We start from the raw sequence: 23,695 nt of genomic DNA, 5'->3' as shown, positions 1-23,695 counted from the left end.
TTCACTGACATGTCGCGCGGGGATGGCCGGCACCCTCAGCCGATCGCGATTTTTTTCCGCGTCCGGCAAAAATCACGGGCCGATAATGGTCAGCCGGCCGATCTCGTGCAGCGGGAAGCCGACCGAGGAGCGCACCGCGGCCAGCGCGGCGTCGGTGTCGCGCAGGGCGATGTTGCCGCTCACCCGCGTCTCGGCGAGCGCCGAGCCGAGCACCACGATGCGCCCGTCGCGGTAGCGGCCGATGCGCTCCAGCACGTCGGCGAGCCGGGCATTGGTGAAGATGTAGCGGCCCTGCCGCCACGCCCCCGCCTCCTCGAGGTCGACCGCGTGCGGCGCGCCCAGCCCCTCCTCGCCATAGTCGACGCTCTCGCCCGGCTGCAACACCACCGCGCCGGCGCGGTCGGTGAGGCCGACCTCGACGCGGCCGCTGTCGAGCGTCACCGTCACCTCGCCCTCCTCCCGCCGTGCCACGTCGAACTCGGTGCCGAGCACGCGCGCCTCGCCATTGCTGGCGCCGACCACGAAGGGCACCGCGGAGGGTTTCACCCGGAAGAACACCGTGCCGCGCAGGATGTCGACGCGACGCCGCTCCGCGCCGAGTTCGACCTCGATGGCGGTGTCGGCGTCGAGCAGCAGCAGCGAGCCGTCGGCGAGCGCCACGCTGCGCGTCTCGCCGCGCGGCGCCACATAGTCGGCGCGCAGGTCCTGCAGCACGTGGGGATGATCGAGCCAGAGCCAGCCGCCGGCGACCAGCAGCGCGAGGCCGAGCGCGAGACCCGCCGCCCCCCGGCCGCGCCGGCGCGCGCGGCGCATCTCGCGGATGCGCTCCAGCGAACGCTCGAGGGCCGCCTCGTCCTCCGCGCCGAGCCCGCTCGCCGCGCCGAGGCCCGACCACAGGCCGCACACGCCCTCATAGGCCTGCTCATGCGCGGCGGAGGCGGCGAGCCAGTGCGCGAAGTCGCGCCGATCCTCGGACGACGGCCGCCCGTTCATGCGGGTGAACCAGGCCACTGCCTGCCGCCGGATCAGTTCCTCGTCCATGTCCGTTCGTTCGGCCCGCTTGTCCGCCGCCTGCCCCGCCGCCGCGCGACGGCGGCGCGTCCCTCACTCGATGCCGGCCCGGCAGGCGAGAAGAGCGCGGGCGATCTCCCGCTCGACCGTGCTGTAGGAAATCTCCAGCGCCGCCGCGATCTCGTCATAGGTGCACTGGTGCGCGCGGTTCAAGAGGAAGATCTGGCGGGTGCGCGCCGGCAGCGCCGCCAGCACGGCGTTGAGCCGGTCGAGGTCCTGCCGCGCCGCGACGATCTGGTCGGGCGACGGCACCGGCGCGGCATATTGCTCCTCGGTCATCCGCCGCAGCAGCGCCTCGCGGCGACGCTCGGCGCGGTAATGGCCGATCGCGGCATAGCGGGTGGCGCCGGTCAGGTAGCGCGGGGAGAACGGCTGCTCGCCGCGAGCGCGGTCCCACAGCGCCATGAAGACGTCATGCACCACGTCGGCCGCGTGCGCCGCCCCGACCCGGCGCGCCGCGACGCGCTCCAGCCGGCGATGCTCGGAGACGTAAAGACTCTCGATGTCGTCGAGACTCGTCGACATGCGTCGGGCGCCCGTCCAGATCGGAGAAGAACCAGCAACACCTAGCAACGTTGCAAAACATCTTCAACAAGCAATATTTAGAACTGTTATAATATAATTCTTCTTCGGAAGACTTTCATCAATAGCCTGGCTTCACTATCACTATGCCCTGACAGGGGCGGGCGGCCGGGCGCCCGCAGCGACCGGGATCCTTGATGAGCCATCCGACCTTCCACGATGTGAGCGTGGCGCGCCGCCGGCTGCTGACGCCGGGCATGGTGCGCCTCACCTTCGCCGGCGCCGGGCTCGCCGCCTTCCGCTCCACCGGCATCGGCGACGAATATGTGCGGCTGTTCTTCCCCGATCCGGCGAGCGGCGAGATGGTGCTGCCCGAGATCGACGCCGACGGCCACTGGACCTTCCCGGCCGAGCGCGAGCGGGTGCGCTACGCCACCTACACGATACGCCGCTTCGATAAGGCGGCCGGCGAGCTTGACATCGACTTCGTCGTCCATGAGGGCGGGCTGGCGAGCAGCTGGGCGCAGGCGGCTGAGCCGGGCGACCGTATCGTCATCAACAACCCGCGCGGCCTCTACGAGCCGCCGGCCGATCTCGGCTGGCAGGTGCTGATGGCCGACGCCACCGGCCTGCCGGCGCTGGCGCGGCTGCTGGAGCAGACCCCGGCGCATGTCGAGAGCCGTATCGTCATCGAGGTCGCCGACCGCGCGCATGAGCAGCCGCTGCCGCCGCATCCGCGCGCCACCGTCACCTGGAGCCACGGCACCGGCAACGGGCTGGCGGTGAGCGCGCTCGACCGGCAGCTGGCGCAGATCCCGCGCGGTGACGGCGTCGGTTATCTCTGGGCCGCCGCCGAGCAGAAGGTGGCACGCAGCATCCGCAACGTCGCGCGCCGCCTGCCGGCCTTCGCGGACGTGCCCTGCAAGGCGGTAGCCTACTGGATCCACGGCGCGGAAAAGCGCGCGCCCGGCTGAGCCGTCACGCGCTGGGGGGCGGCGCGGCCATCCCCCGCCCTGCCCTCGCAAGCCTCAGAACTTCAGTACCGTGCCGAGCATCGGACCCTGCTCGACCACGTCGAACAGGAAGCCGTCCTGCGAGTAGTCGACGCCGAGGGCGCGGTAGCCGACCATCAGCGACAGCCGCTCGTTGAAGGCATAGCCCACCCCGCCCCCGACATCCCAGTCGAGATCGGCGCCGCCGGCACCGACGAGGCCCCAGCCGGTGAGGTAGAGCTTGTCGGTCAGGTCGTAGCGCCCCTTCAGCCCGGCGAGGCCGTCGACCCAGGTCGCGCTGTCGCGGCCTCTGCGCCCGTCGAGGGACTGGCCGTGGAAATCGATGTCCGTGCTGACGTGCCAGACCCGCATCCCGCCGACCACGTCGAGGTTGCCGCCGGGACCCTGCAGCACGGAATAGCCGACGCCGGCGAAACCGGCGAAGGTCTCTGAGCCGATATCCACCCGGTCGGCGGGCAGGCGGCGCGGTGCGTCGATGTCGGAGGACAGCTTCACATAGAGGATGTCGCCGAACACGCTGAAGCGGTCGTTGCGCGCCTCGCCCATCACCATGGCGGCGAAGTCGAGATGGTCCCAGATGTCGCCGAAATCCGCATCGACATGCACGGCCGGCAGGCCGAACTGGCCGACATCGCCCGCCAGTCCCGCCGCCCAGAAATACGGGGCGATGGTGTAGGTCCAGCCGTCCTTGGCGACCGGCGCCGGCGAGGCGGGCGGCGGTGCCGGCAGGTCCGCCGCGATGGCGGGAGTCGCCAGCGCGAGCAGCGCCACGAGCGCGGCGCAGGTGTGCAGAGATTTCATCATGTCCCCCCGACCGAGGTGAATCGGCACGGCGCCGATCCTATCAGCGAGGCCGGCTCCCGCCACCCTCGCCCCTTGCGCGCCGTCGGCCGTGCGCGGGCCGGTCATCCGGGGCTAGTTGGTCGTCGCCGTCGCGGCGGAAGGCGCGCCGTTCCTGCGCTCGAAGTACAACTTGTAGGCGATGTAGTACTTGTAGATGTTGCCGACATACTGGACCGTCTCGCGGCCGACGATCTTCGCCGCGCCATTCTCGACATTGCCGAACCAGACATTCGGGTCGAGCCCCATCCTGGAGGCTTCGCGGCGGAACTTGCGCAGGTTGCCCGGCCCGGCATTGTAGGCGGCGATGGTGAACAGCATGCGGTTGATCGGCGTCAGCGCCGGGTCGTCCACATAGCGGGTGGACAGGTAGTTCAGATATTTGGCGCCCGCCTCGATGTTGCGCTCGGCGCTCTTGTCGATACCGGCGATGCCGACCGCCTTGTCGGCCGCCGTCGACGGCAGCAGCTGCATGATGCCGACCGCCCCGCGCGGGCTGCGCCGGCTCTGGTCGAGCTGCGATTCCTGATAGCCCTGCGCGGCCAGCAGCAATTCGTCGAAGGCGTAGCTCTTGCCGTATTGCGCGAACAGCACGACCAGCGCCTCGAACTTCTCCAGTTCGCCGCGGTCATAGGCGGCGCGCACCATCTTGTCGTTCTGGTAGTAGCGCTTCTTCAGCATGTTGCCGAAGCCGGTGCCCACCTTGTGGCCGGCGACGAATGCGTCGAGCAGCGCCGCCAGTTTCGGGCTGTCCTTGCGGATCGCCCAGGCGATCGCGCCGCCCTCGGCAACCGCGATGTCGTCGCGCAGGGTGACGTGCTCGAAGGTCGTCGCCCAGATCTCCGCCTTGTGGCGGTCCACGATGGTCCAGGGCAGCAGCCCGGCATTGACCATCTCCAGCAGGTCCTCGTCCTCGAGGCTCTCGTCGATGGGCTGGATGATCACCTCCGGCTTGCCCTCCCGCTTCAGCCGCTCGTTGAGGGCGCTGACATGGGTGAAATAGCTGCTGCTCTTGCGCAGCGGCACCGTCTTGCCGGCGAGGTCGTCGAGCGTTGCGATGGCAGGCGCGGACGGGCCGGTCACCAGTATTTCGCTCACGCCGGTCGCCAGCGGGTCGGTGAAGTCGACCAGCACCTGCCGCTCCGGGGTGATGGTGAGGTTGGCGGCGACGATGTCGCCGCGCCCGGCGATCAGCGCCGGGATCAGCTGGTCGCGCGCGGTCGGCACGAAGGCGACGCGCATGCGCTCGACCTCCTTCTTGCGGCCGCGATTGATCTGGGTCTCCAGCGCCTGCCCGAACTCGACGGCGGTGCCGAGCTGGCGGCCGCGGTCGATGAAGTAGATCGTCTTGCTGTAGGGCACGAGGATGCGGATCAGGCGCCGCTTCTCCATGCCGTCGAGATCGCCGGCCCAGCCCCGGAAGCCGGGCCCGGAAGTGACGCCCTGCGCCAGCGCCGCCATCGGCAGCCACCCCAGCGCGAGCAGGACCACGGACAGCCCCATGAGGAGGCGTACCAGCACGCCGAGGCCGCCGGCACGTGCCGGCCCGTCCGTCGACCCGGCCCCGTCCGGGAATGTCGCCGTCATCCGGCCTCCCCTTCCACCGGCCGGTCGGTGCCGGGGAGAGCCGTTCTCTGCCTGCTGGAGCATGACGCGCCTCGATAGCTCGGTCCCCGTGGAGGCCGCCACGGCCGGGATCGGCCGGTGCGGCGCCGGCGGAAGCAATCTCCCGCCGGGCCTGCCGTGTCGGCGCCTAGCGCGGCGCCAGCTGCTCCAGTTCCTGCAGCCGCTTGAACGCCGCCTGTTGGCGCAGCAATCCGTAATTGATGCCGCTGGCGTTCAGCGTGCTGCCCTCCTGATACGGGAAGTCGTTGAAGTCTGCGAAGAACTCCTTGATCTTCCCCTGGATCGGCACCAGCAGCCACATGTTGCGGGCGAGGAACTCGATGGCGCCGCCGCCTTCCTTCATGCCGCGCTCATAGGGGTCCATGCGGAGATTGGCGATCACCGCCCAGCTCGGCGTTTCGCGCAGCGCGGTGGCGATGTTGCCCTCGCTGGCGACGGCGAAGCTGAGCTTCCAGTCGTTCCAGCGTATGGCGTTCAGGTTGCCGCCCTGATCGAAATAGTACATCGCGTCGCGTGGCGGCGTCTTGGCCGTGCCCTTCAGGAGCTCCGTCAGGTCGAAGCCGTCAAGATGCACCTTGAAGGTCTTGGAGCCGGCCTGGAAGCCGGTCTTCATCTTCTCCTTGAGGTCCGGAAGCCCCGCCGCGGTGGCGAAGGTCGGCATCCAGTCCATCAGCGTGACGATCTCGTTGACCTGCGAGCCCGGCTTCACCACGCCCGGCCAGCGCACCATCATCGGGATGCGCATGCCGCCTTCCCAGGTGGTGCCCTTCTCGCCGTGGAACGGGGTCATCGCGCCGTCCGGCCACAGCGCGAGCTCGGCGCCGTTGTCGGTGGTGTAGAGCACGATGGTGTCGTCGGCGATGCCGAGATCGTCGAGCTGCTTCAGCAGCTGCCCGACATGCCCGTCATGCTCGGTCATGCCGTCGGCTTCCAACCCCTTGCCGGTCTTGCCGTTGCTCTCGGGTTTGAGGTGGGTGAAGATATGCATGCGGGTCGAGTTGAACCAGACGAAGAACGGCTTGTCGGCCTTGTGCTGGCGGTCGATGAAGTCCTTGGCCGCGCCGAGGAACTCCTCGTCGATGGTCTCCATCCGCTTGGTGTTGAGCGGGCCGGTGTCCTCGATGCGGCCGTCGGCATAGGAATGGATCACGCCGCGCGGGCCGTATTTCTTCCGGAACTCCGGATCCTTCGGGTAGAAATAGCCCTCCGGCTCCTCCTCGGCATTGAGATGGTAGAGATTGCCGAAGAACTCGTCGAAGCCATGCGCGGTCGGCAGGTGCTGGTCCTGGTCGCCGAGATGGTTCTTGCCGAACTGGCCGGTGGCGTAGCCGCGCGTCTTCATCACGTCGGCGATGGTCGGCATCCAGTCCTGAATGCCGTGCGGGTCGCCGGGCATGCCGATGGTGAGCAGCCCGGTGCGGAACGGCTCCTGCCCGAGGATGAACGAGGCACGGCCGGCGGTGCAGCTCTGCTGGCCGTAGGAATCGGTAAAGATCGCACCTTCCTTGGCGATGCGGTCGATATTGGGCGTGCGATAGCCCATCAGCCCCATCGTGTAGGCGCTGATCTGGGACTGTCCGATGTCGTCGCCGAAGATGACGAGGATGTTCGGCTGCTTGCCGGAGCCCCCGGCGGGCTGGGTCTGGGCACCGGCCTGCGAGGCGGAGCCGATCGCGGCGGCGGCCGCGACCAGTGCGGTCGAGCCCGCCAGCAGCGAGCGACGGCTCATCGTGCCGTTCGCGGGCGAACTGGTGTTATCCGTAGACATTTGTCTCTCTCCTTCGTGTTCTTCGAGGCCTGCGATCGTTTTCTTGTTCTTGAAGGCACGTAGCCTCCACCCGGCTAGGCAGCCGGCGTGGCGGGATTGAGCGGCGGCAGCGCCGCCGGCGCATGGGCCGGAGGGTGTTGCCGACGAAGTGCGTCGAGGCCGGCGAGCAGCCGGCGGGAATCCTCCGGGCCCCAGGCTTCCGGGCCGGCGGCGAACAGCGCGGTCTGCAGCGCCGCCGCCTCGCGGTTCGCCGCCCGGCGCCGCTCCGGTGCCAGCTGGCCCGCCCAGAGGGAAAAGCCGCGATAGATGGCGGGGATATCGGTGCCGGCGCAGGCATGGCGCAGCGCGGCGAAGGCCACGCGCTCGGGATCGGCGCGCCGATCCCGCAGCCGCCGGTCCACCTGCCACGCGACCAAGGCCAGCCCGATCAGACCCACAAGTCCGAGCCCCGCCCAGGCGAGGCCCCGCCGCGTCCAAGAATGGCGGCCAGCGGCGGCCGGCGCCGCGCCGGCCTCGACTTTCACCGTCACCGCCGGGGCCGTCGCGTTGCTCAGCCGCCGCGCGCCGAGATCCCACCAGGGCTGCGTCACCGCCGGCAGGGCGAAGGACCCGCCGCGCTCGAAGACATAGGTGACGCGGTCGGTGCGCCGGCCGGTGACGACGCCGCGATTGCTGCGGTCCTGGATGTCCGGCGGATCGGCATAGACCCGCACGCCCTCGGGCGCGGGAAAGGCGAGGTCGCGCATGGCGAGGCCCGGCACGTCCTCGGCGCTGCGGGTGAGGGTGCGCACCACCGCGTCGCCCGCCTTGAAGCGTCCGGTCGGCACCGGGTCCCATTGCTCGCCGAGCGTCAGCCGGTGCGTGGCGACCACCGGCTGCGAGACGTCGACGCCCGGCGGCACCGTCACCTCGAGGCGGACCGCCTGTCCCTGCGCGCTTCCCGTGTCGCCGCCGGCGCGGTCGAGCAGCGTCACCACGGCGGGCGGCACCTCGAACGTGCCGCCGCGCCGCGCATAGAGCGCGAATTCGAAGCGCTGGCCGGCATAGGCCGCGCCGTCGATGGTCTCGCTGATCGTCACGCCCTGCGTCTCGAAGCGGAAGACCTGCAGGCCGGGCACGTCGGGCACGCTCACGCGCGGCGGATGCGGCATCGCGCCGGGGAACAGCACATCCACATAGACGGCGACATGCTGGCCGACCACAGCCCCGCTGGCAGGGTCGACGCTCTGGCGCACCACGATGGCCGGGGCGGTGGCCGGCGCGGCGGGAGACACAGCCGGCGAGGCGCTGTCCTGCGCGGCGAGCGGCGCGCCGAAGCCGACCAGAACGAGCAGCGCCATGATCCACCTCATGGCTGCGTCCCCGCTGAGGGTGCCGCGCCCGCCGGCGCCTGCTGCGCCTGCAACTGCCAGGCGAAGCGCGCGCGCAAGAAGTCTGCCGGCTCGGTACGCACCCGCTTCAGCCAGAGGGCGCGCACCGCCTCGTCGTCCATCGGCGCGCCGGCGGTCTGGGTCTCCTGGCCTTCCGGGTTCTTGGCGTCCTTGTCGTAGACGATCTGGTCGGCGCCTTCGCGCTGGTCGCCGGCATCGGCGCCGGGCGCCTTCAGTCGCTCGGCGCGCAATTGCGCGATCCGGCGATTGGCCTGCGCCTGCGGCCAGCCCGGCCGCTTTTCCAGCGCGTGGTCGTAGCGCTTCACCGCCTCGTCATATTTGCCGAGCATCACCAATGCGTTGGCCTGGTTGTAGGCGCCCTCGGCGGTGTCGATGCCGGCGAAGGAGACCTCCGCCGCCTTGAAGTCGCCGCCGCGCATCTGCGCCACGCCGCGCCACATCGGATTGCGGAAGGCGCTCGCGGCATCCGCCCAGCGCTCGTGCTCGAACAGATAGCGCCCGCGCTGGTCGGGGCTCGCCCAGAGCTGGTGCCAGCCGACCGCCCAACTGGCGGCGGCGAGACCGGCCGCCAGCGCGAGGCCGACGAGGGCGAAGCCGCGCGCCGTCCTCATGCCAGCACCCATCCGCGACGGAACCAGAGCAGCGCGAACAAAGCGAGCAGCGGCGTCAGCCAGTACCCTGCCTCCTCCCAGCGCACGCCCTCCCCCGGTGCCGGCGGCGGCGCCCCGGCGGTGGCGAGGATATGCGCGAGATCGCCGACATCGGCGTCATCAAGGGTGACGTCGACGACATCGGCATGAAGCACGGCCGCCGCCGCCGCGATGGACGGGTCGGCCTCGCGCGACGGCGGATGCAGGGCATACAGCGTCACCGGCACTCCCGACGCGCCCTCGGCCAGCGTCGGCGCCGCATCGGCGAACACCAGCACGGAGCCGCCCTGCCCGCCGCGCCGCAGCGTGTCGGCGGCGAGCGTCACCGCGTCGCCGAGCGCGTCGCCCTGGCGTGGCATGAGGTCGGGCGCCAGCGCCCCGGTCATCGTGGTCAGCGCCGCCGCGTCCGGCGTCGGCGGCAGCACCAGATGCGCCGAGCCGGCATAGGCGACGAGCCCGGTCGGCGCGCCCTCGCGCAGCTTGAGCAGGTCGGCCATCTTCTGCCGGGCGCGGTCGAGGCGGGTCGGGGCGAGGTCGCGCTCCAGCATGGAGGGCGTCACCTTGACGACGAACATCGCCGGCCGCGCCGCCTGCGCGAAGGGAGACGGCAATTGCCGCCAGGTCGGCCCGGCCACCGCGAGGAGGCCGAGGGCCCACAGCACCAGCAAGAGGTTCTCCGGGCTGAGCCACCGGCGCCGGTCGCCGCCTATGGTGAGATGGCGCAGCAGCACCGGATCGATCACCCGGCGCCAGCGTGCCGTGGTGTCGGCCTCGCGCCGCTGCAGCCACCACAGGCCGAGCGCCGGCAGCGCCAGCACCAGCCACCACGGACGCAGGAAATGGAACTGCGCAACTTCCCCCATCATCGCGCGACCTCCGAGGGCGACACCGCCCGCCGGCGCGGCCAGCGCAGCAGCCGCAGCGCCTGCGCCAGCATGGAGAGCAGCGTGAGCCCGGCCAGCGGCAGCCAGAACAGCTCGACCTTGGGCTGGAACGACACGGTGTCGACCTTGCGCGCCTCGATCTGGTCCAGCCGCGTATAGATCTGCGCCAGCTGGTCGCGGTCGAGCGCGCGGTAGAAGCCGCCGCCGGTCACATCGGCGACCTGCTTCAGCGCGGCTTCGTCGAGCTTCTCCTCGCCCGCCGCCGCCGGGTCGCCCACCGCCACGGTGTGGATGACGATGCCCTTGTCATGCGCCACCCGCGCCGCCTCGGCCGGCGGCACCTGGCTGGCGGTGTCGTTGCCGTCGGTCAGCGCGATGATGGTCTTGGCTGGCACGGTGGAGGCGGAGAACAGGTTGATGCCAAGGCCGATGGCGTCGCCCAAGGCGGTGCGCGGCCCGGCCATGCCCACCTGCATCTCGCCCGTCAGCTGCCGGGCGAGGTCGAGATCGGGAGTGAACGGCACCAGCGCGAAGGGCGAATTGCCGAACACCGCGACGCCGACCCGGTCGCCCTGCCGGCGGGCGAGAAAATCGTCCAGTACCTGCTTCACCGCAACGAGGCGGCTCACCTTGTTGCCGGCCGCGTCGGTGAAGTCCGGCGTGTCCATCGACGCCGACAGGTCGACCAGCAGCAGCAAGTCGCGCGCCGGCTTGTCCTGATGGATCGGCGGCAGCACCCATTGCGGGCGCGCCAGCGCGGCGAGCACCAGCAGCCAGCACAGCACCAGCGCGATGAGCCGCCACAGGCCGCGCCGGCTGATGCCCGCCCCCTCGCGCAGCTCCGCCCCGGTCAGCTGCGCCAGCGCGGCGAAGAACGGCACCCGCACCGCCGGACGCCGGGTCTCGTGCGCCGGCAGCAGCCAGTAGACCAGCAGCGGCGCGGGCAACAGCAAGGCGACCCAGGGATAGGCGAAGGACAGCATGGTCAGCCCTCCACCCGGTGATGCGTCACCCAGCGCCGCGCCGCCGCCAGCAGCGCCGCCCCAAGCTGCTCCGTCTCCTCGCCGGCCGGGGCTCCCGATGCCGCCCCGGCGAGACCGCTGGCGGAAAAGGTCTGGCTGCCGGAGGTCCGGTCGAGAAAGGCGACCCAGGCCCGGCCGGTGAGCGAGGCCACCTGGTCGCGCGGATAGGCGGCGAGCGCGGTACGCTTCAGCACCGCCGAGACCGCCGCGATGCCCGCCGCATCGGTGGCGGGGCCAAGGCGGTCGAGCGCGGCCAGCGCCTCGCGCCGATAGGCGTTGCGCCGCCAGCGCCGCACCGCCGCGACCAGCAGGATCAGGCCCGCCGCGAGCAGGGCCGCGAGCAGCATCCACCAGCCGGGTGCCGGCGGCCACCACGCCACCGGCGGCGGCACCACGATATCGGCAAGGCGGGAGAGGTCGGCCTCGTCCATCACCCCGCCCTCGCCCGAGGTCCCGGCGCCACCGACCGCGCCAGCCGCCGGCCGAGCAGTTCGCGGAACTGGTCGGCGGTGTCGCGCCCGGTCGAGAGCGGCAGCACCGGAATGGCGCGGCGGCGGGAAAATCCCTCGATCGCCTCCCGACGCTCGGCGAAGCTGGCGGCGAAGCGGTGGCGCAGGCTGCCCGAGGCGCTGTCGATCTCGATCTGCCGGCCGGCATCGGCGACGACCGTGCGGCCGATATCCGGCAGCTCGGCCTCCAGCGGGTCGAAGACGAAGACGGTCAGCACGTCGTTATGCGCGGTGATCTCCGTCACCAGCCGCACCGTCTCGGCGTCGGCGCCGGCGGCGTCGGTGATCAGGGTGAGCAGCCCGTCATGCGGCAGCAGCCGCGGCACCTTGGCGAGCGCGGCGTTGAGCAGGCCCGGGTCGGAGGGACGCGGATCCTCGGCCCTGAGTTCCCCATTGCGGCGGACGATGGCCTCGAACAGCGGCCCGATGGCGGCCTGCCGGGCGCGCGGGCGCACCTCGTCCATGCCGTTCTCGGAGAACACCAGCCCGCCGATCCGGTCGCCGAGCGAGGTCACCCGCCACGCCGCCAGCGCCGCCGCCTCGGCCGCGACCACCGATTTCATCGCCCCCCGGCTGCCGAAGAACATGGAGAGCCGCTGGTCGACCAGCAGCAGCACCGGCCGGTCGCGCTCCTCGGTATAGACCCGCAATTGCGGCTCGCCGAGCCGGGCGGTGGCGCGCCAGTCGATGGCGCGCACGTCGTCGCCCTCGTAATAATGGCGCAGTTCCTCGAATTCGAGCCCGCGTCCGCGCAGCCGCGAGGCATGCCGGCCGGCCAGCAGCGAATGCACCGGCTGCTTCGGCAGGAAGCTGAAGCCCTTGGCGCGGTGGTTCAGCCGCAGCAAATCGTCGAGCGTGACGTAAGCGCGCGCTTCGTGAGTGCGCCCCCCCTGATCGCGGCTTGCGGTGTCACGGGCCTTTGGCTGAATGGTCCGTGCCATCGCCGCCCCCTCACACCGCGACCGCGACCTGGCGGATCAGCTCGTCGATCACGTCGTCGGCGCGCTTGCCGTCGGCGCTCGCCTCATAGGTGAGCGAGACGCGGTGGCGCAGGCAGTCATGCGCCACGCTTTGCACGTCTTCAGGCGTGACATAGTCCCGCCCCTGCAGCCAGGCATAGGCGCGCGAGGCGCGGTCGAGCGCCAGCGTGCCGCGTGGGCTGGCGCCGATGCCGATCCAGTCCTTCAGCTGGTCGCCGAACTCGGCCGGGCGGCGGGTGGCGGCGACCAGCGCCACGATGTAGCTCTCCACCGCCTCGACCATCTTCACCGCGTCGATTTCCTTGCGGGCGTCGAAGACGGTGCTCTGGGCGACCTTCGGCGGCGGCGCCTCGGCGGTGCCGGCCTGCTCGGCGCGCACCAGGCGCAGAACCTTCGCCTCGTCGGCGTCGCTGGGGTAGCCGATGGTGACGTGCATCAGGAAGCGGTCCATCTGCGCCTCGGGCAGCGGATAGGTGCCCTCCTGCTCGATGGGGTTCTGCGTCGCCAGCACCATGAACAGGTCCGGCATCGCGTAGCGGGTGCCGGAGACGGTCACCTGCCGCTCCTCCATCGCCTCCAAGAGCGCTGACTGCACCTTGGCCGGGGCGCGGTTGATCTCGTCCGCCAGCACCAGATTGCCGAAGATCGGCCCCTTGCGGAACTCGAAGCTTCCCGTCCCCTGCGCGTCGGTGCGGTAGATCTCGCCGCCGGTGACGTCGGAGGGCAAGAGGTCGGGTGTGAACTGGATGCGGCTGAACTCGCTCTCCAGCGCTTCCGACAGGCTCTTGATGGCGCGGGTCTTGGCGAGGCCCGGCAGGCCTTCCAGCAGGATGTTGCCATTGGCGAGCAGGGCGATGACCAGCCGCTCCACCACCCGTTCCTGTCCGATGACGGCACGGTTCACACGGGACTGGATCTCGAGGACGGACTCGCGCGCGCTCATGTCACTTCTTCTCGAACGGGTAGATGACGTTCCAGTCGTTCTTCATGTCGACCACCAGCCAGCCGCGCGCCGGCGCCTCGTCGAGCGCCTTGTCGAGCCTGCCGACCGGGGAGTTCCGGTCATAGGCCCATTCCCGCACCGCATCGGTGTGGTGCACGATCAGGCCGAAGCGCGCGCCGGTGTTCATCGTGGTCCATTGCAGCATCTGCTCGTCGCCGTCGGAATTGCCGGCGGCGAACACCGGCCGGCGGCCGATGAAGCGGTTGATACCGACCGGCTTGCCGGGGCCATCGTCGATGAACTCGACCTCCGGCAGCTTGCGCAGCACCGGCGTGTCGCCGTCGAGCGCGAACTCGGTCTTGCCGGAGGAGCCGACCACCTGCTCGGGCGGAATGCCGTACACCGGCTCGGTGAAGGCCCGCATGAATTCGACGCCGCCGCCCGACACGATGAAGGTCTTGAAGTCGTTGGCGCGGAGATAGGCGAGCAGCTCCAGCATCGGCTGGAAGACGAGCTCGGTATAGGGTCGGTCGAAGCGCGGATGCCGGGCGGTCTTCAGCCAGTCGCGCACCAGCGTGTTGAATTCCGTGACGGTGATGCCGGAATGGGTGAGCTCGACGATCTGCAACAGGCCCTTCTCGCCGAGCGCGGCGAGTGCCTTAGGATCGCCCGACAGCGCCGATTTGTAGGGCTCCTGCCCGGCCAGCGCCGGATTCGCCTTCGCCAGCTCCTTCAGCCGGTCGAGCGCGAACATGAACTGGAAATAGACCGGCTTCTCCGACCACAGCGTGCCGTCATTGTCGAACACCGCGACACGCTCGGCGACCGCCACGAAGTCGGGCGTCCCCTCGCGGGTGACGCGCTCCACGAAGGCGCGGATCTGCTGCTTGGCCGCGCCCTCGTTCCAGGACGGCAGCGGGTCGGCCACCTGGGCGAACAGCCCCGTCGGGACGGAAAGCGCCACCAGGCCCAGCAGCGCCGCCGCGAGGACGCCGCGCCTTGTGGCGCCCGCGCCCGTCTTCATCAAGGACGTCACGATGGGTCTCCTGCCTTGGGCCGCCGCACGCAGCGAAAGCCGATATGGCTCATCGAGCTGTCGACCGGCTCGGCGTGGCGGGCCGCCGGCCGGTAGCGCCGGCAATAGCTCGGCGCGCACAGATGCGAGCCGCCCTTCACCACCCGGCGCGGGATGCGGATCGTCGGCTGGCCGGGATCGTAGCTCGCCTCCTCCGGCCCGCCGCGCGGGTTCTGCGGGATGCAGCAGGCCTTCGCCGCCTCCTCGGGGTGGCGGGTGGTCCAGAAATCGGCGGTCCATTCCCAGACATTGCCGATCATGTCGTAGATACCGTAGCCGTTGGGCGGGTAGGACTTCACCGGCGAGGTGCGCTCGAAGCCGTCGAGCGCGAGATTCTGGAACGGGAACTCGCCCTGCCAGGTATTGGCCATCTGCCGGCCGTCCGGGGTGAACTCCTCGCCCCAGGCATACTCAGTGCCGTCGAGCCCGCCGCGCGCGGCGAATTCCCATTCCGCCTCGCTCGGCAGTTCCTTGCCGGCCCACTGCGCATAGGCCAGCGCGTCGGCATAGGCGATGTGCACCACCGGATGCTCGTCCAGCCCCTTGAGCGACGAGCCCGGTCCATAGGGCTTGCGCCAGCTGGCGCGGAAGCGGAACGCCCACCATTGCTGCCAGTTGCGCAGGTCGACCGGATGCGGCGGCGGCGTGAACACCAGCGAGCCGGCCTTCAGCATCTCCGGCCGGGCGCCGGGATAGTCCTTCGGGTCGGGTGCGGTCTCCGCCACGGTGACATGGCCGGTCGCCTCGACGAAGGCGCGGAACTGCGCGTTGGTCACCGGCGTCGCGTCGATGAAGAAGCCGGCGACGCTCACGCGATGGGCCGGCTTTTCTTCCGGGTAGTGGTGGTCCGAGCCCATGCGGAACGTGCCGCCCTCGATCCACACCATCTCGTCGGCGACCGGCGCGGTCTGTGGAAGGCGCTGGCGATGATGTCGGCTCATGGCACTCTCGTCACTGGCTCGGGCAGGTTGCGGGCGGGCGTCGCGCTCTGGCGCCATACCCAGGCGTCGCGTTCGTGAACGGCAACGGCGTCTATGCCGACATGCCGTCGCCGCCCGATCGGTGCGCCTCGCCCGTCACATGCCGGCCGTCACCCGGTTTCAATGCCCGGGCAACAGGTCGCTTTGCCGCATATGCATCAAGAAACCGTGTGAGAAACACCTGCACAACCAGCCTCGCAAAGCGACAAATTACTGAGCTCCAGAAAACACCGAAGCGCCCGATCCGGCAAGTGTCTTTCGTCGTTAAGAAAAAACCGTCAACACGACAGGAATAGTTCCATTTTAGATGGGATGACGACTTTCTGACTGGCGCAGCTTACCACTTCTGCCCCAGGGTCATCGGACATCTCGGCGCCATTCGGCCGGAGAACCGGCCATCCCTCACATGCTGCACGGTGGACGCGGTTCCCGGTGACGGGGCGGGCGCGCCGCGCGTTCGAGCCACCGGACCGGTCGCCGCTTCCCCGGCAGCGGGAACCGCTGGCCGGTCTGCCGCTCTCGGCCTCTTCCTCGGCGGCTCCCCGATACGCAAACGTCATCGCCGCGACATCGAACCGTCGTACCCAGCCTTGTCGCCGCACCTGCGGAGGAAGCCCCTCGGGAGCACGCTCTTTGCCGCATCTCGTCGCTCGCAACCTCACCAAGAGCTTCGACGGCGTCCGCGCGGTCGATCAGGTCAGCTTCGCCATTCCCGACGGCGCCTTCCTCGCCTTGCTCGGCCCGTCCGGCTGCGGCAAGACCACGCTGCTGCGGATGATCGCCGGGCTGGAGGATCCGGACGCCGGCGAATTGCTGTTCGACGACGTCGCCGTCGCCGGCCCGCGCGGCACGCTGCCGCCGGAGGCGCGCCGGCTCGGCATGGTCTTCCAGTCCTATGCGCTGTGGCCGCACATGACGGTGCGCGGCAATATCGAGTTCGGCCTCAAGGTGCAGAAGCTGCCGGCCGCCGAGCGGCGCCGGCGCATCGAGGAGGTGCTGGAGGTGGTCGGCCTTTCCGGCCATGCCGCCCGCCGGCCGCACGAACTGTCCGGCGGCCAGCGCCAGCGCGTCGCGCTCGCCCGCTCGCTGGCGCTGCGGCCGGGGCTGATCCTGCTCGACGAGCCGCTGGCCAATCTCGACGCGCATCTGCGCGAGACCATGCTGGCGGAGTTCCGCCGCATCCATTCGATGACCGGCGCCACCTTCGTCTTCGTCACCCACGACCAGGAGGAGGCGATGGCGGTCGCCACCCATGTCGCGGTGATGAATCGCGGCCGGCTGGAGCAGGTCGGCACGCCGGAAGACCTCTATCGCCGTCCGCAGACCGAGAGCGTCGCCCGCTTCATCGGCCGGGGACGCACCCTGCCGGTCGAGGTGATGGCCTCGCAGGACGGTCTCTGCACCATCGCCCTCGCCGGCGGCGTGCTGAAGGTCGCCGGCCTCGCCCCGCCCGGCCCCGGCTGGCTGTGTTTTCATGCCTCGGACCTCTCCCGCGCGCCGCAGCGCGGTCCCTTCGCTGGCGAGGTGGTCAACCAGCTGTTCCAGAACGGCGTCTACGCCACCGAGCTGGCCCCGCTCGGCGTCGACGTCGAAACCGTGAGCCTCGCCTTGCCCGAACGGCTGGCGCCGGGCACGCGGATCGAGGTCGGGCTGTCCGGCGGCTGGGTCATTGCGCGCGCGCCCTCCGCCGCGCCCGCCCTGACTGGCGCCGCCGCGCGCAGCTCCGCCTGACCGGCGGCGGCGCGCCTGTCGGCAAGCCTGTCATCGAACCGTAACAAAACCGCAGCCGATCTGTCGTGCCGCGCCGATATCAAGCCCGCTTCCGCGAACCGAAGCCAGCCGAGTGATCGAGATGTCCCTTCGCGCCCTGCTTGCCGCCGCCCTGCTCGCCGGCACCACCCTCGCCGCCAGCGCCGAGACCCTCACCGTCTACACCTCGCAGCCGCAGGACCAGATGGCGGCGGTGATCAAGGCGTTCAACGCCGAGCATCCCGACATCACCGTCGAGCTGTTCCGCTCCGGCACCACCGAGGTGATGGCCAAGCTTCAGGCCGAGCAGACCGCCGGCACGAGCCCGGCCGACGTGGTGCTGATCGCCGACACCGTCGCGATGACGCAGCTGAAGAATGCCGGCCGGCTCTACGCCTTCACCGACGCGCCGGTCGCCGGCATCAATCCGGCGGTGATCGACAAGGACCGCACCTATTTCGGCACCAAGCTGATCACCACCGGCATCGTCTACAACACCAATCTGGTGAAGACGCCGCCGACCTCGTGGAAGGACCTCGAGTCCGCCGATGCCGCCAAGGGCACGATCATGCCGAGCCCGCTCTATTCCGGCGCGGCGGTGATCCATCTCGGCACCATGCTGCAGCAGAAGGAATTCGGCTGGGACTACTACAAGACCCTCGCCGACAAGGGCGCAGTCGCCGGCCAGGGCAACGGCACCGTCATCGAGGCGGTGGCGCGCGGCGAGAAGGCCTATGGCATCATCATCGAGTACATGGCGCTCAACGCGCAGGCCAAGGGTTCGCCGGTCGCCTTCGTCTTCCCGAAGGAGGGCGTCAGCGTCATCACCCAGCCGGTCGGCATCCTCAAGGACAGCGACGCGCTGGAGGCCGCCAAGACCTTCGTGAAGTGGCAGCTGTCGAAGCCGGCGCAGGAGCAGGCGGCGGCGCAGGGCTATTTCCCGGTGCTGGAGGGCGTCGCCCCGCCCAAGGGCTATCCCGATCCGGCGACGCTGAAGGTGCTCCCCGCCGACGCGGCGCTGATGCTCTCCGACGACAAGAAGAACAAGGCAGGCTTCGCCGACCTCTATGGCGGCTGACACCGCGCCTTCTCGCCCAGAGCCTTCACGGCCCACGCCGCCACGCCTAAGGCGCGCGGGGCGCTCCGGCGGCGGCGAGCAGGCACTGCTGCTCCTCGTCCTCGCCTATGTCGCGTTCACCACGCTCTGGCCGCTGGCGAAGCTGTTCGCCGCCGCCCTGCAGCCGGGCGAGGACGGCAGCCCGCTCGGCCTGATGGCCGAGGTGCTGGCGAGCCGCGCCACCGCCCGCGCGCTGTGGGGGACGCTCGCCACCTCCGGCCTTTCGGTGGTGCTGTCGACCGTGCTCGGCGTCGGCCTCGCCTTCGCGGTCGGCCTTATCCGGCTGCGCGGCCGGACGGCGCTGGTCTTCCTCATCCTCACCCCGCTGCTGATCCCCTCGCAGACCATGGCGCTCGCCTGGATCGAGCTCGCCGGCGCCAATTCGCCGATCCTCGGCGCGCTCGGGCTGGCGCCGCCGCCCGGCACCGCCAACCCGCTCTATTCCGTCAGTGGCATCGCGCTGGTGATGGGCGTCGAGCACATGCCGCTGGTGTTCCTCGCCACCCGCGCCGCGCTGCGGGCCGTGCCGGCCGACCTCGTCGAGGCGGCCCGCGTCATCGGCGTGCCCGGTCCGCGCATCGCCGTCGGCATCGTGCTGCCGCTGGTGGCGCCCTCGATCCTCGCCGGCGCCCTGCTCGCCTTCACCGCCGCGATCGGCAATTTCGGCGTGCCGGCACTGCTCGGCATTCCCGGCCGGGTCTCGGTGCTGACCACGCTGATCTATCAGCGGCTCAACGGCTTCGGCCCGTCCGCCGCCGGGCAGGTGGCGGTGCTGGCGCTGATCATGGCGGCGCTGGTCGGCCTCGCCCTCGCCTTGCGCGGCCTCGCCCTGCGCCGGCTCGCCGCGCCGCTGCCGGCCGGCCGCCCTCTGGAGCCCACCCGCTCGTCGCCCGTCGGCGAAATCGTGCTCTGGCTGGTGGTGGCGATGATCGCCGTGGTGCCGCTCGCGGCCCTCGTCATGACCGCGCTCTTGCCGGCGGTCGGCGTGCGCTTCGGCGCGGAGACGGCGAGCCTCGCCCAGTTCGCCGCTGTCATCGCCAATGCGGCGGTGCGCCGCGCCTTCGCCAATTCGCTGCTGCTCGCGCTCGCCTGCGCGGGGATCGCGGTCGCCGTCAGCGTGCCCTTCGCCTATCTGGTGGCGCGCCGGCCCGGCCGGCTGGTGCGCGCGCTCGATCTCGTGGTGGAAGCGCCCTGGGTGATACCGGGCACGGTGGTGGCGCTCGGCATGATCCTCGCCTTCCTGCCGCCGCTGCCGGTGCTCGGCGTGTCGCTCTACGGCACGCTGGCGATCCTGCTCGTCGCCTATCTCGCCCGCTTCCTGCCGCTGGTGCTGCGCCCGGTGACGGCGGCGGCGCAGACGGCGGATCCCTCGCTGGAGGAGGCGGCCCGCATCGTCGGCGCCGGCCTTCCCCGCCGGCTTGCCTTCATCTTCCTGCCCGGCGTGCTGCCGGCGGCGGTCGCCGGTGCGCTGCTGGTGGTGATGACGGCGCTGAACGAGCTCACGCTCTCGGCGCTGCTGTGGTCGTCGGGGCACGAGACCATCGGCGTCATGGTGTTCGCCCTGCAATATGAGGGCAATTCCACCGCCGCCGCCGCGGTGGCGGTGCTGTCGACCGCGCTGCTGTTCGGCCTGTGTGCGCTGGCCAATGCCGGCGCGCGCTGGCTGCCGGATCGGATTTTGCCCTGGCGGCAATAGTCTGGAATCGCTTGCCTTTTCATCCCGATACCGACCGGCCCGGCATTTTTCGGGGAACCCCGCATGCCCCTCGCCGCTTGTCTCGCCGATGCGCCGGGGTCCTCCGGCAACAGCGAGGTATCTGAATGCACCGTCGGGACATCCTGCTGGCAATGGGCTTCGCCGCCATGGCGCAGGCCCCGCTCCTGGGAAGTTTGATCGCCCGGGCCGAGGCACAGGAAACCGGCGGCAAGGCGACGCCCTTCGATGCGGAGACGGTGCGCCGGCTGGCGCGCGAGCTGGCGGCCAAGCCGTTCGCGGCGCCCAATCGCGACCTGCCGAAGGAAATCGACAAGCTCAGCTATGACGACTACCGCAACATCCGCTTCAACACCGACCGGTCGCTGTGGCGCGGCCAGGGCTCGCCCTTCGAGGCGCAGCTGTTCCATCGCGGCTTCCTGTTCCGCGACCGCGTCGACCTCTCCATCGTCACCGACGGCAAGGCGCAGAAGCTGCCCTACAGCCCGGAGATGTTCCGCTTCGACCATGGGCTGAAGCCGCCCGATCCCAAGATCGACCTCGGCTATTCCGGCTTCCGGCTGCACAGCCCGATCAACCGGCCGGACTATTTCGACGAGGTCGCGGTCTTCCAGGGCGCCAGCTATTTCCGCGCCATCGGCAAGGGCCAGACCTACGGCACCTCGGCGCGCGGCCTGTCGATCAAGACCGGTGATTCCGGCGGCGAGGAATTTCCCGCCTTCCGCGAATTCTGGCTGGAGCAGCCGCGTCCGGGCGCCGATTCCGTCGTCGTGCACGCGCTGCTGGACAGCCCGAGCGGGGCGGCGGCGCACCGCTTCACCATTCGCCCCGGCGACCCGACGCTGATGACGGTGGAGATGACCGTCTATCCGCGTGAGGACATCGACCAGGTCGGCATCGGCTCACTCACCAGCATGTTCATGTTCGGCCCCAATGACCGCGCCGGCATCGACGATTTCCGGCCGATGGTCTGCGACGCCGACGGCCTGTCGATCGCCACCGGCAAGGGCGAGCAGCTCTGGCGCCCGCTCAGCAACCCGCAGCGGCTGCAGATCTCCTCCTTCGCGGTCTCGGATCTGCGCGGCTTCGGGCTGATGCAGCGCCAGCGCTCCTTCTTCGACTATCAGGACCTCGAAGCCCGCTATGAGCGCCGGCCCAGCGTCTGGGTCGAGTCGATCGGCGATTGGGGCGACGGCTCGGTGGTGCTGGTGGAGATACCGACGCCGGAGGAGGTGCACGACAACATCGTCGCCTTCTGGCGCCCGCGCGAGCCGCTGCGCAAGGGCCGCGAATACGCCTCCACCTATCGCCTGCACTGGGGCTGGGACGGGCCGAAGCTGTCCGATCTCGGCCGCTTCGGCGCCACCCGCGTCGGCGGCACCGCCGAGCGCCGGCTGTTCGTGCTCGACCTCGTCGGCGACAAGCTGAAGGACCTGTCGCCGGAGGGACTGTCGGCCCGCGTCACCGCAGACAAGGGCGAGGTGGCCGATATCGTGGTGCAGCAGAACCCGGAGATCCAGGGCTGGCGCCTCTCCTTCGCCCTCGCGCCCGGCGGCAACGAGGCGGTCGAGCTCAGGGCCGAGCTGCTGCGCGGCGACGAGCGCCTCGCCGAAAGCTGGGTCTATCGATGGACGGCGTGACGCTTCCCCGGCAGGGGGCCGGCGTGGCCGGCGCGACGCCCGCCCCCGCCCCAGCGCCGGCCTTGCCGCCGGACGCGCCGCTCGCCATGCCCGTGCAGTCGCTGCGCAGCGCACCCAGGACCGAAAAGCTGCCGCGCCGCCGGGCTGCCGCGCTGTTCACCCGCCGGCTGTTCGTCATCGGCGGCGCCGGCGTGCTCACCGTCTTCGCCGCCCGCGAGATGTACCGCGTGCTGGAGGTCGGCGGGCTGACGCTGCTCGAAGGCGTCGTGCTCGCTCTGTTCGTGGTGCTGTTCGCCTGGATCGGCTTTTCCTTCACCAATGCGCTGAGCGGCGCGCTCACCATGCTCGCCCGCCCGGATGACGGGCTCGGCATCGATACCTCGGCGCCATTGCCGGTGCTGACGGCGCGCACCGCCCTGCTGATGCCGACCTATAACGAGGAGCCGGCCCGCATCTTCGCCGGCCTTCAGGCGACCTATGAATCGCTGGAGGCCACCGGCGCGCTCGACGCCTTCGACGTCTTCATCCTAAGCGACACCACCGACGCCGACATCTGGGTCGCCGAGGAAGCCGCCTTCCTCGCCCTGCGCGAGCGCACCGGCGGCGAGCGGCGCCTGTTCTACCGCCGCCGCCCGCGCAACACCGACCGCAAGGCCGGCAACATCGCCGATTGGGTGACGCGCTTCGGCGCAGCCTATGACCACATGCTGGTGCTCGACGCCGACAGCGTGATGACCGGCGACTGCATCGTCCGCCTCGCCGGCGCGATGGAGCAAAGTCCCCGCGCGGGCCTCATCCAGACGCTGCCGGTCATCGTCGGCGGCCGCTCGCTGTTCGCCCGGCTTCAGCAATTCGCCGGCCGGCTCTACGGGCCGCTGATCGCCTATGGCCTCGCCGGCTGGCACGGGCCGGACAGCAACTATTGGGGCCACAACGCCATCATCCGTACCCGCGCCTTCGCGCAATGCGCCGGCCTGCCGCATCTGACCGGCCGCAAGCCGTTCGGCGGCCACATCCTCAGCCATGATTTCGTCGAGGCGGCGCTGATCCGGCGCGGCGGCTGGGGCGTCCACATGGTGCCGTGGCTGGAGGGCTCCTATGAGGAGGGCCCGCCCTCGCTCACCGATCTCGCGGTGCGCGACCGCCGCTGGTGCCAGGGCAATCTCCAGCACGCCGCCGTGCTGACCGCGCGCGGCCTCAACCCGCTCAGCCGGCTGCACATGCTGGTCGGCATCGGCTCCTACGCCACCGCGCCGCTGTGGCTGGTCATGCTGCTCGCCGGCCTGCTCACCGCCCTGCAGGCGCGCTTCGTGCCGCCGGACTACTTCCCCTCCGAATTCTCGCTGTTTCCCAGCTGGCCGGCACAGGACCCGATCCGCGCCGCCTGGGTGTTCGTCGGCACCATGGGGGTGCTGCTGGTGCCCAAGCTGATCGCCTATGCGCTGATGCTGTTCCGGCCGTCGCTGCGGCGCAGCTTCGGCGGCGGGTTCCGCGCCCTGTTCGGCCTGCTGGCCGAGACGTTGATCGCCGGCCTGCTCGCCCCCGTCACCATGCTCGCGCAGTCGGCGGCGGTGGTCAGCATCCTCGCCGGCCGCGACGGCGGCTGGCAGCCGCAGCGCCGCGACGATGGCAGCGTGAGCACCCGCGAAACGCTCGTCCACTTCCTGCCGCACACGCTGTTCGGCCTGATGCTGGCCGGCGCCGCCATCGCCATCTCGCTGCCGCTGTTCTTCTGGATGAGCCCCGTGGTGCTCGGCCTCCTGCTCGCCGTGCCGCTGGTGCTGTGGACCGGCGCCGCCCGCCCGCTGCTCGCTGGCGTTCTGAGGACGCCGGAGGAGAGCGCCCCGCCCGCCGTGCTCACCCGCGCCAAGGCGCTCGCCCGCGAGATCGGCAGCGACGCGCCGCCGGACGAAGCGGCGAGCCGCCTCGCCGCCGATCCCGTCCTGCTCGCCGCGCATCGCGCCATGCTGCCGGACGAGGGCGAGCGGCGACCCGGCGACTACGCGCCCGAGCGCCTCGTCGCCCGCGCCAAGCTCGACGACGCCTCTGATCTTGCCGCCGCGCTCGGCCGGCTCACCGCGCGCGAGAAGGCCGCCGCCCTCGGCGACCGTCAGGCGCTCGACCGCCTGCTCGCCCTCGCGGCGGAAGCGCCGGCCGCCACCGGCCCGGCACGGTAAAAATCGTTGTCCCGTCAAGGAACG

General features: G+C 70.6%; 20 protein-coding genes. 6 read left to right on the top strand and 14 right to left on the bottom strand.

Annotation, left to right across the window (positions count from 1 at the left end; all coding sequences use genetic code 11):
* Positions 1-72: 72 nt before the first annotated feature.
* Both KHC28_RS17005 and KHC28_RS17000 read right to left on the bottom strand, forming a co-directional pair.
* Entirely contained in the window at positions 73-1,041 is a 969-nt protein-coding gene (locus KHC28_RS17005; RefSeq protein ID WP_214009530.1) for a FecR family protein, read from the bottom strand.
* A 63-nt stretch (positions 1,042-1,104) separates the two neighbouring features.
* The gene (locus KHC28_RS17000; RefSeq protein WP_214009529.1) at positions 1,105-1,596 is read right to left on the bottom strand and encodes an RNA polymerase sigma factor; all 492 of its coding nucleotides are present in this window, start codon (positions 1,594-1,596) and stop codon (positions 1,105-1,107) included.
* 194 nt (positions 1,597-1,790) lie between these two features.
* Between KHC28_RS17000 and KHC28_RS16995 the strand changes: the two genes are divergently transcribed.
* Positions 1,791-2,567, top strand: a complete 777-nt coding sequence (locus KHC28_RS16995) for a siderophore-interacting protein (protein WP_214009528.1) — start codon at positions 1,791-1,793, stop codon at positions 2,565-2,567.
* Positions 2,568-2,621: 54 nt separating this feature from the next.
* Here KHC28_RS16995 and KHC28_RS16990 read toward each other — a convergent pair whose 3' ends face one another.
* From KHC28_RS16990 to KHC28_RS16935, 12 genes are all read right to left on the bottom strand, one after another.
* On the bottom strand, positions 2,622-3,407 hold the full coding sequence (locus KHC28_RS16990) for a hypothetical protein (protein WP_214009527.1): 786 nt from the start codon (positions 3,405-3,407) through the stop codon (positions 2,622-2,624).
* 114 nt (positions 3,408-3,521) lie between these two features.
* A complete protein-coding gene (locus KHC28_RS16985) occupies positions 3,522-5,033 on the bottom strand; it encodes an MltF family protein (RefSeq protein ID WP_246564926.1) in 1,512 nt (503 codons plus the stop codon).
* Between the two features lie 166 nt (positions 5,034-5,199).
* Entirely contained in the window at positions 5,200-6,840 is a 1,641-nt protein-coding gene (locus KHC28_RS16980) for an arylsulfatase (protein ID WP_214009526.1), read from the bottom strand.
* A 74-nt stretch (positions 6,841-6,914) separates the two neighbouring features.
* Positions 6,915-8,180 carry a BatD family protein gene (locus KHC28_RS16975; protein ID WP_214009525.1) on the bottom strand — a complete coding sequence of 422 codons (1,266 nt, stop codon included), beginning with the start codon at positions 8,178-8,180 and terminating at the stop codon, positions 6,915-6,917.
* Positions 8,181-8,188: 8 nt separating this feature from the next.
* Complete coding sequence (locus tag KHC28_RS16970) at positions 8,189-8,842, bottom strand: tetratricopeptide repeat protein (RefSeq protein WP_246564925.1); 654 nt, start codon at positions 8,840-8,842, stop codon at positions 8,189-8,191.
* Positions 8,839-9,747: a VWA domain-containing protein gene (locus tag KHC28_RS16965; RefSeq protein ID WP_246564924.1), complete on the bottom strand. Its 909-nt coding sequence runs from the start codon at positions 9,745-9,747 to the stop codon at positions 8,839-8,841. The genes KHC28_RS16970 and KHC28_RS16965 overlap by 4 nt, the downstream gene beginning before the upstream one ends.
* Entirely contained in the window at positions 9,744-10,748 is a 1,005-nt protein-coding gene (locus KHC28_RS16960) for a VWA domain-containing protein (protein ID WP_214009523.1), read from the bottom strand. Before KHC28_RS16960 ends, KHC28_RS16965 begins: the two co-directional genes overlap by 4 nt.
* 2 nt (positions 10,749-10,750) lie before the next feature.
* Complete coding sequence (locus KHC28_RS16955; protein ID WP_214009522.1) at positions 10,751-11,218, bottom strand: DUF4381 domain-containing protein; 468 nt, start codon at positions 11,216-11,218, stop codon at positions 10,751-10,753.
* The gene (locus KHC28_RS16950; protein WP_214009521.1) at positions 11,218-12,237 is read right to left on the bottom strand and encodes a DUF58 domain-containing protein; all 1,020 of its coding nucleotides are present in this window, start codon (positions 12,235-12,237) and stop codon (positions 11,218-11,220) included. Before KHC28_RS16950 ends, KHC28_RS16955 begins: the two co-directional genes overlap by 1 nt.
* 10 nt (positions 12,238-12,247) lie before the next feature.
* Positions 12,248-13,219: an AAA family ATPase gene (locus tag KHC28_RS16945; protein ID WP_214009520.1), complete on the bottom strand. Its 972-nt coding sequence runs from the start codon at positions 13,217-13,219 to the stop codon at positions 12,248-12,250.
* A 1-nt stretch (position 13,220) separates the two neighbouring features.
* A complete protein-coding gene (locus tag KHC28_RS16940) occupies positions 13,221-14,243 on the bottom strand; it encodes an HAD family hydrolase (RefSeq protein WP_214009957.1) in 1,023 nt (340 codons plus the stop codon).
* Between the two features lie 8 nt (positions 14,244-14,251).
* Positions 14,252-15,235: a formylglycine-generating enzyme family protein gene (locus KHC28_RS16935; protein WP_246564923.1), complete on the bottom strand. Its 984-nt coding sequence runs from the start codon at positions 15,233-15,235 to the stop codon at positions 14,252-14,254.
* Between the two features lie 672 nt (positions 15,236-15,907).
* Here KHC28_RS16935 and KHC28_RS16930 point away from each other — a divergent pair.
* From KHC28_RS16930 to mdoH, 5 genes are all read left to right on the top strand, one after another.
* Positions 15,908-17,005 (top strand): ABC transporter ATP-binding protein, encoded by a 1,098-nt coding sequence (locus KHC28_RS16930; RefSeq protein ID WP_214009519.1) that lies wholly within the window; start codon positions 15,908-15,910, stop codon positions 17,003-17,005.
* 121 nt (positions 17,006-17,126) lie between these two features.
* A complete protein-coding gene (locus tag KHC28_RS16925) occupies positions 17,127-18,101 on the top strand; it encodes an ABC transporter substrate-binding protein (RefSeq protein ID WP_214009518.1) in 975 nt (324 codons plus the stop codon).
* Positions 18,091-19,836 carry an ABC transporter permease gene (locus KHC28_RS16920; protein WP_214009517.1) on the top strand — a complete coding sequence of 582 codons (1,746 nt, stop codon included), beginning with the start codon at positions 18,091-18,093 and terminating at the stop codon, positions 19,834-19,836. The genes KHC28_RS16925 and KHC28_RS16920 overlap by 11 nt, the downstream gene beginning before the upstream one ends.
* 125 nt (positions 19,837-19,961) lie before the next feature.
* Positions 19,962-21,494, top strand: coding sequence for an OpgD/OpgG family glucan biosynthesis protein (locus tag KHC28_RS16915; protein WP_214009516.1), 1,533 nt, complete (start codon positions 19,962-19,964; stop codon positions 21,492-21,494).
* On the top strand, positions 21,482-23,671 hold the full coding sequence (mdoH, locus tag KHC28_RS16910; RefSeq protein ID WP_214009515.1) for a glucans biosynthesis glucosyltransferase MdoH: 2,190 nt from the start codon (positions 21,482-21,484) through the stop codon (positions 23,669-23,671). Before KHC28_RS16915 ends, mdoH begins: the two co-directional genes overlap by 13 nt.
* The last annotated feature ends 24 nt before the right edge of the window (positions 23,672-23,695 follow it).

The sequence above is a fragment of the Ancylobacter sonchi genome, from assembly GCF_018390695.1.
Taxonomy (GTDB): Bacteria; Pseudomonadota; Alphaproteobacteria; order Rhizobiales; family Xanthobacteraceae; genus Ancylobacter; species Ancylobacter sonchi.
This window is presented reverse-complemented; position numbering and strand designations above follow the sequence as displayed.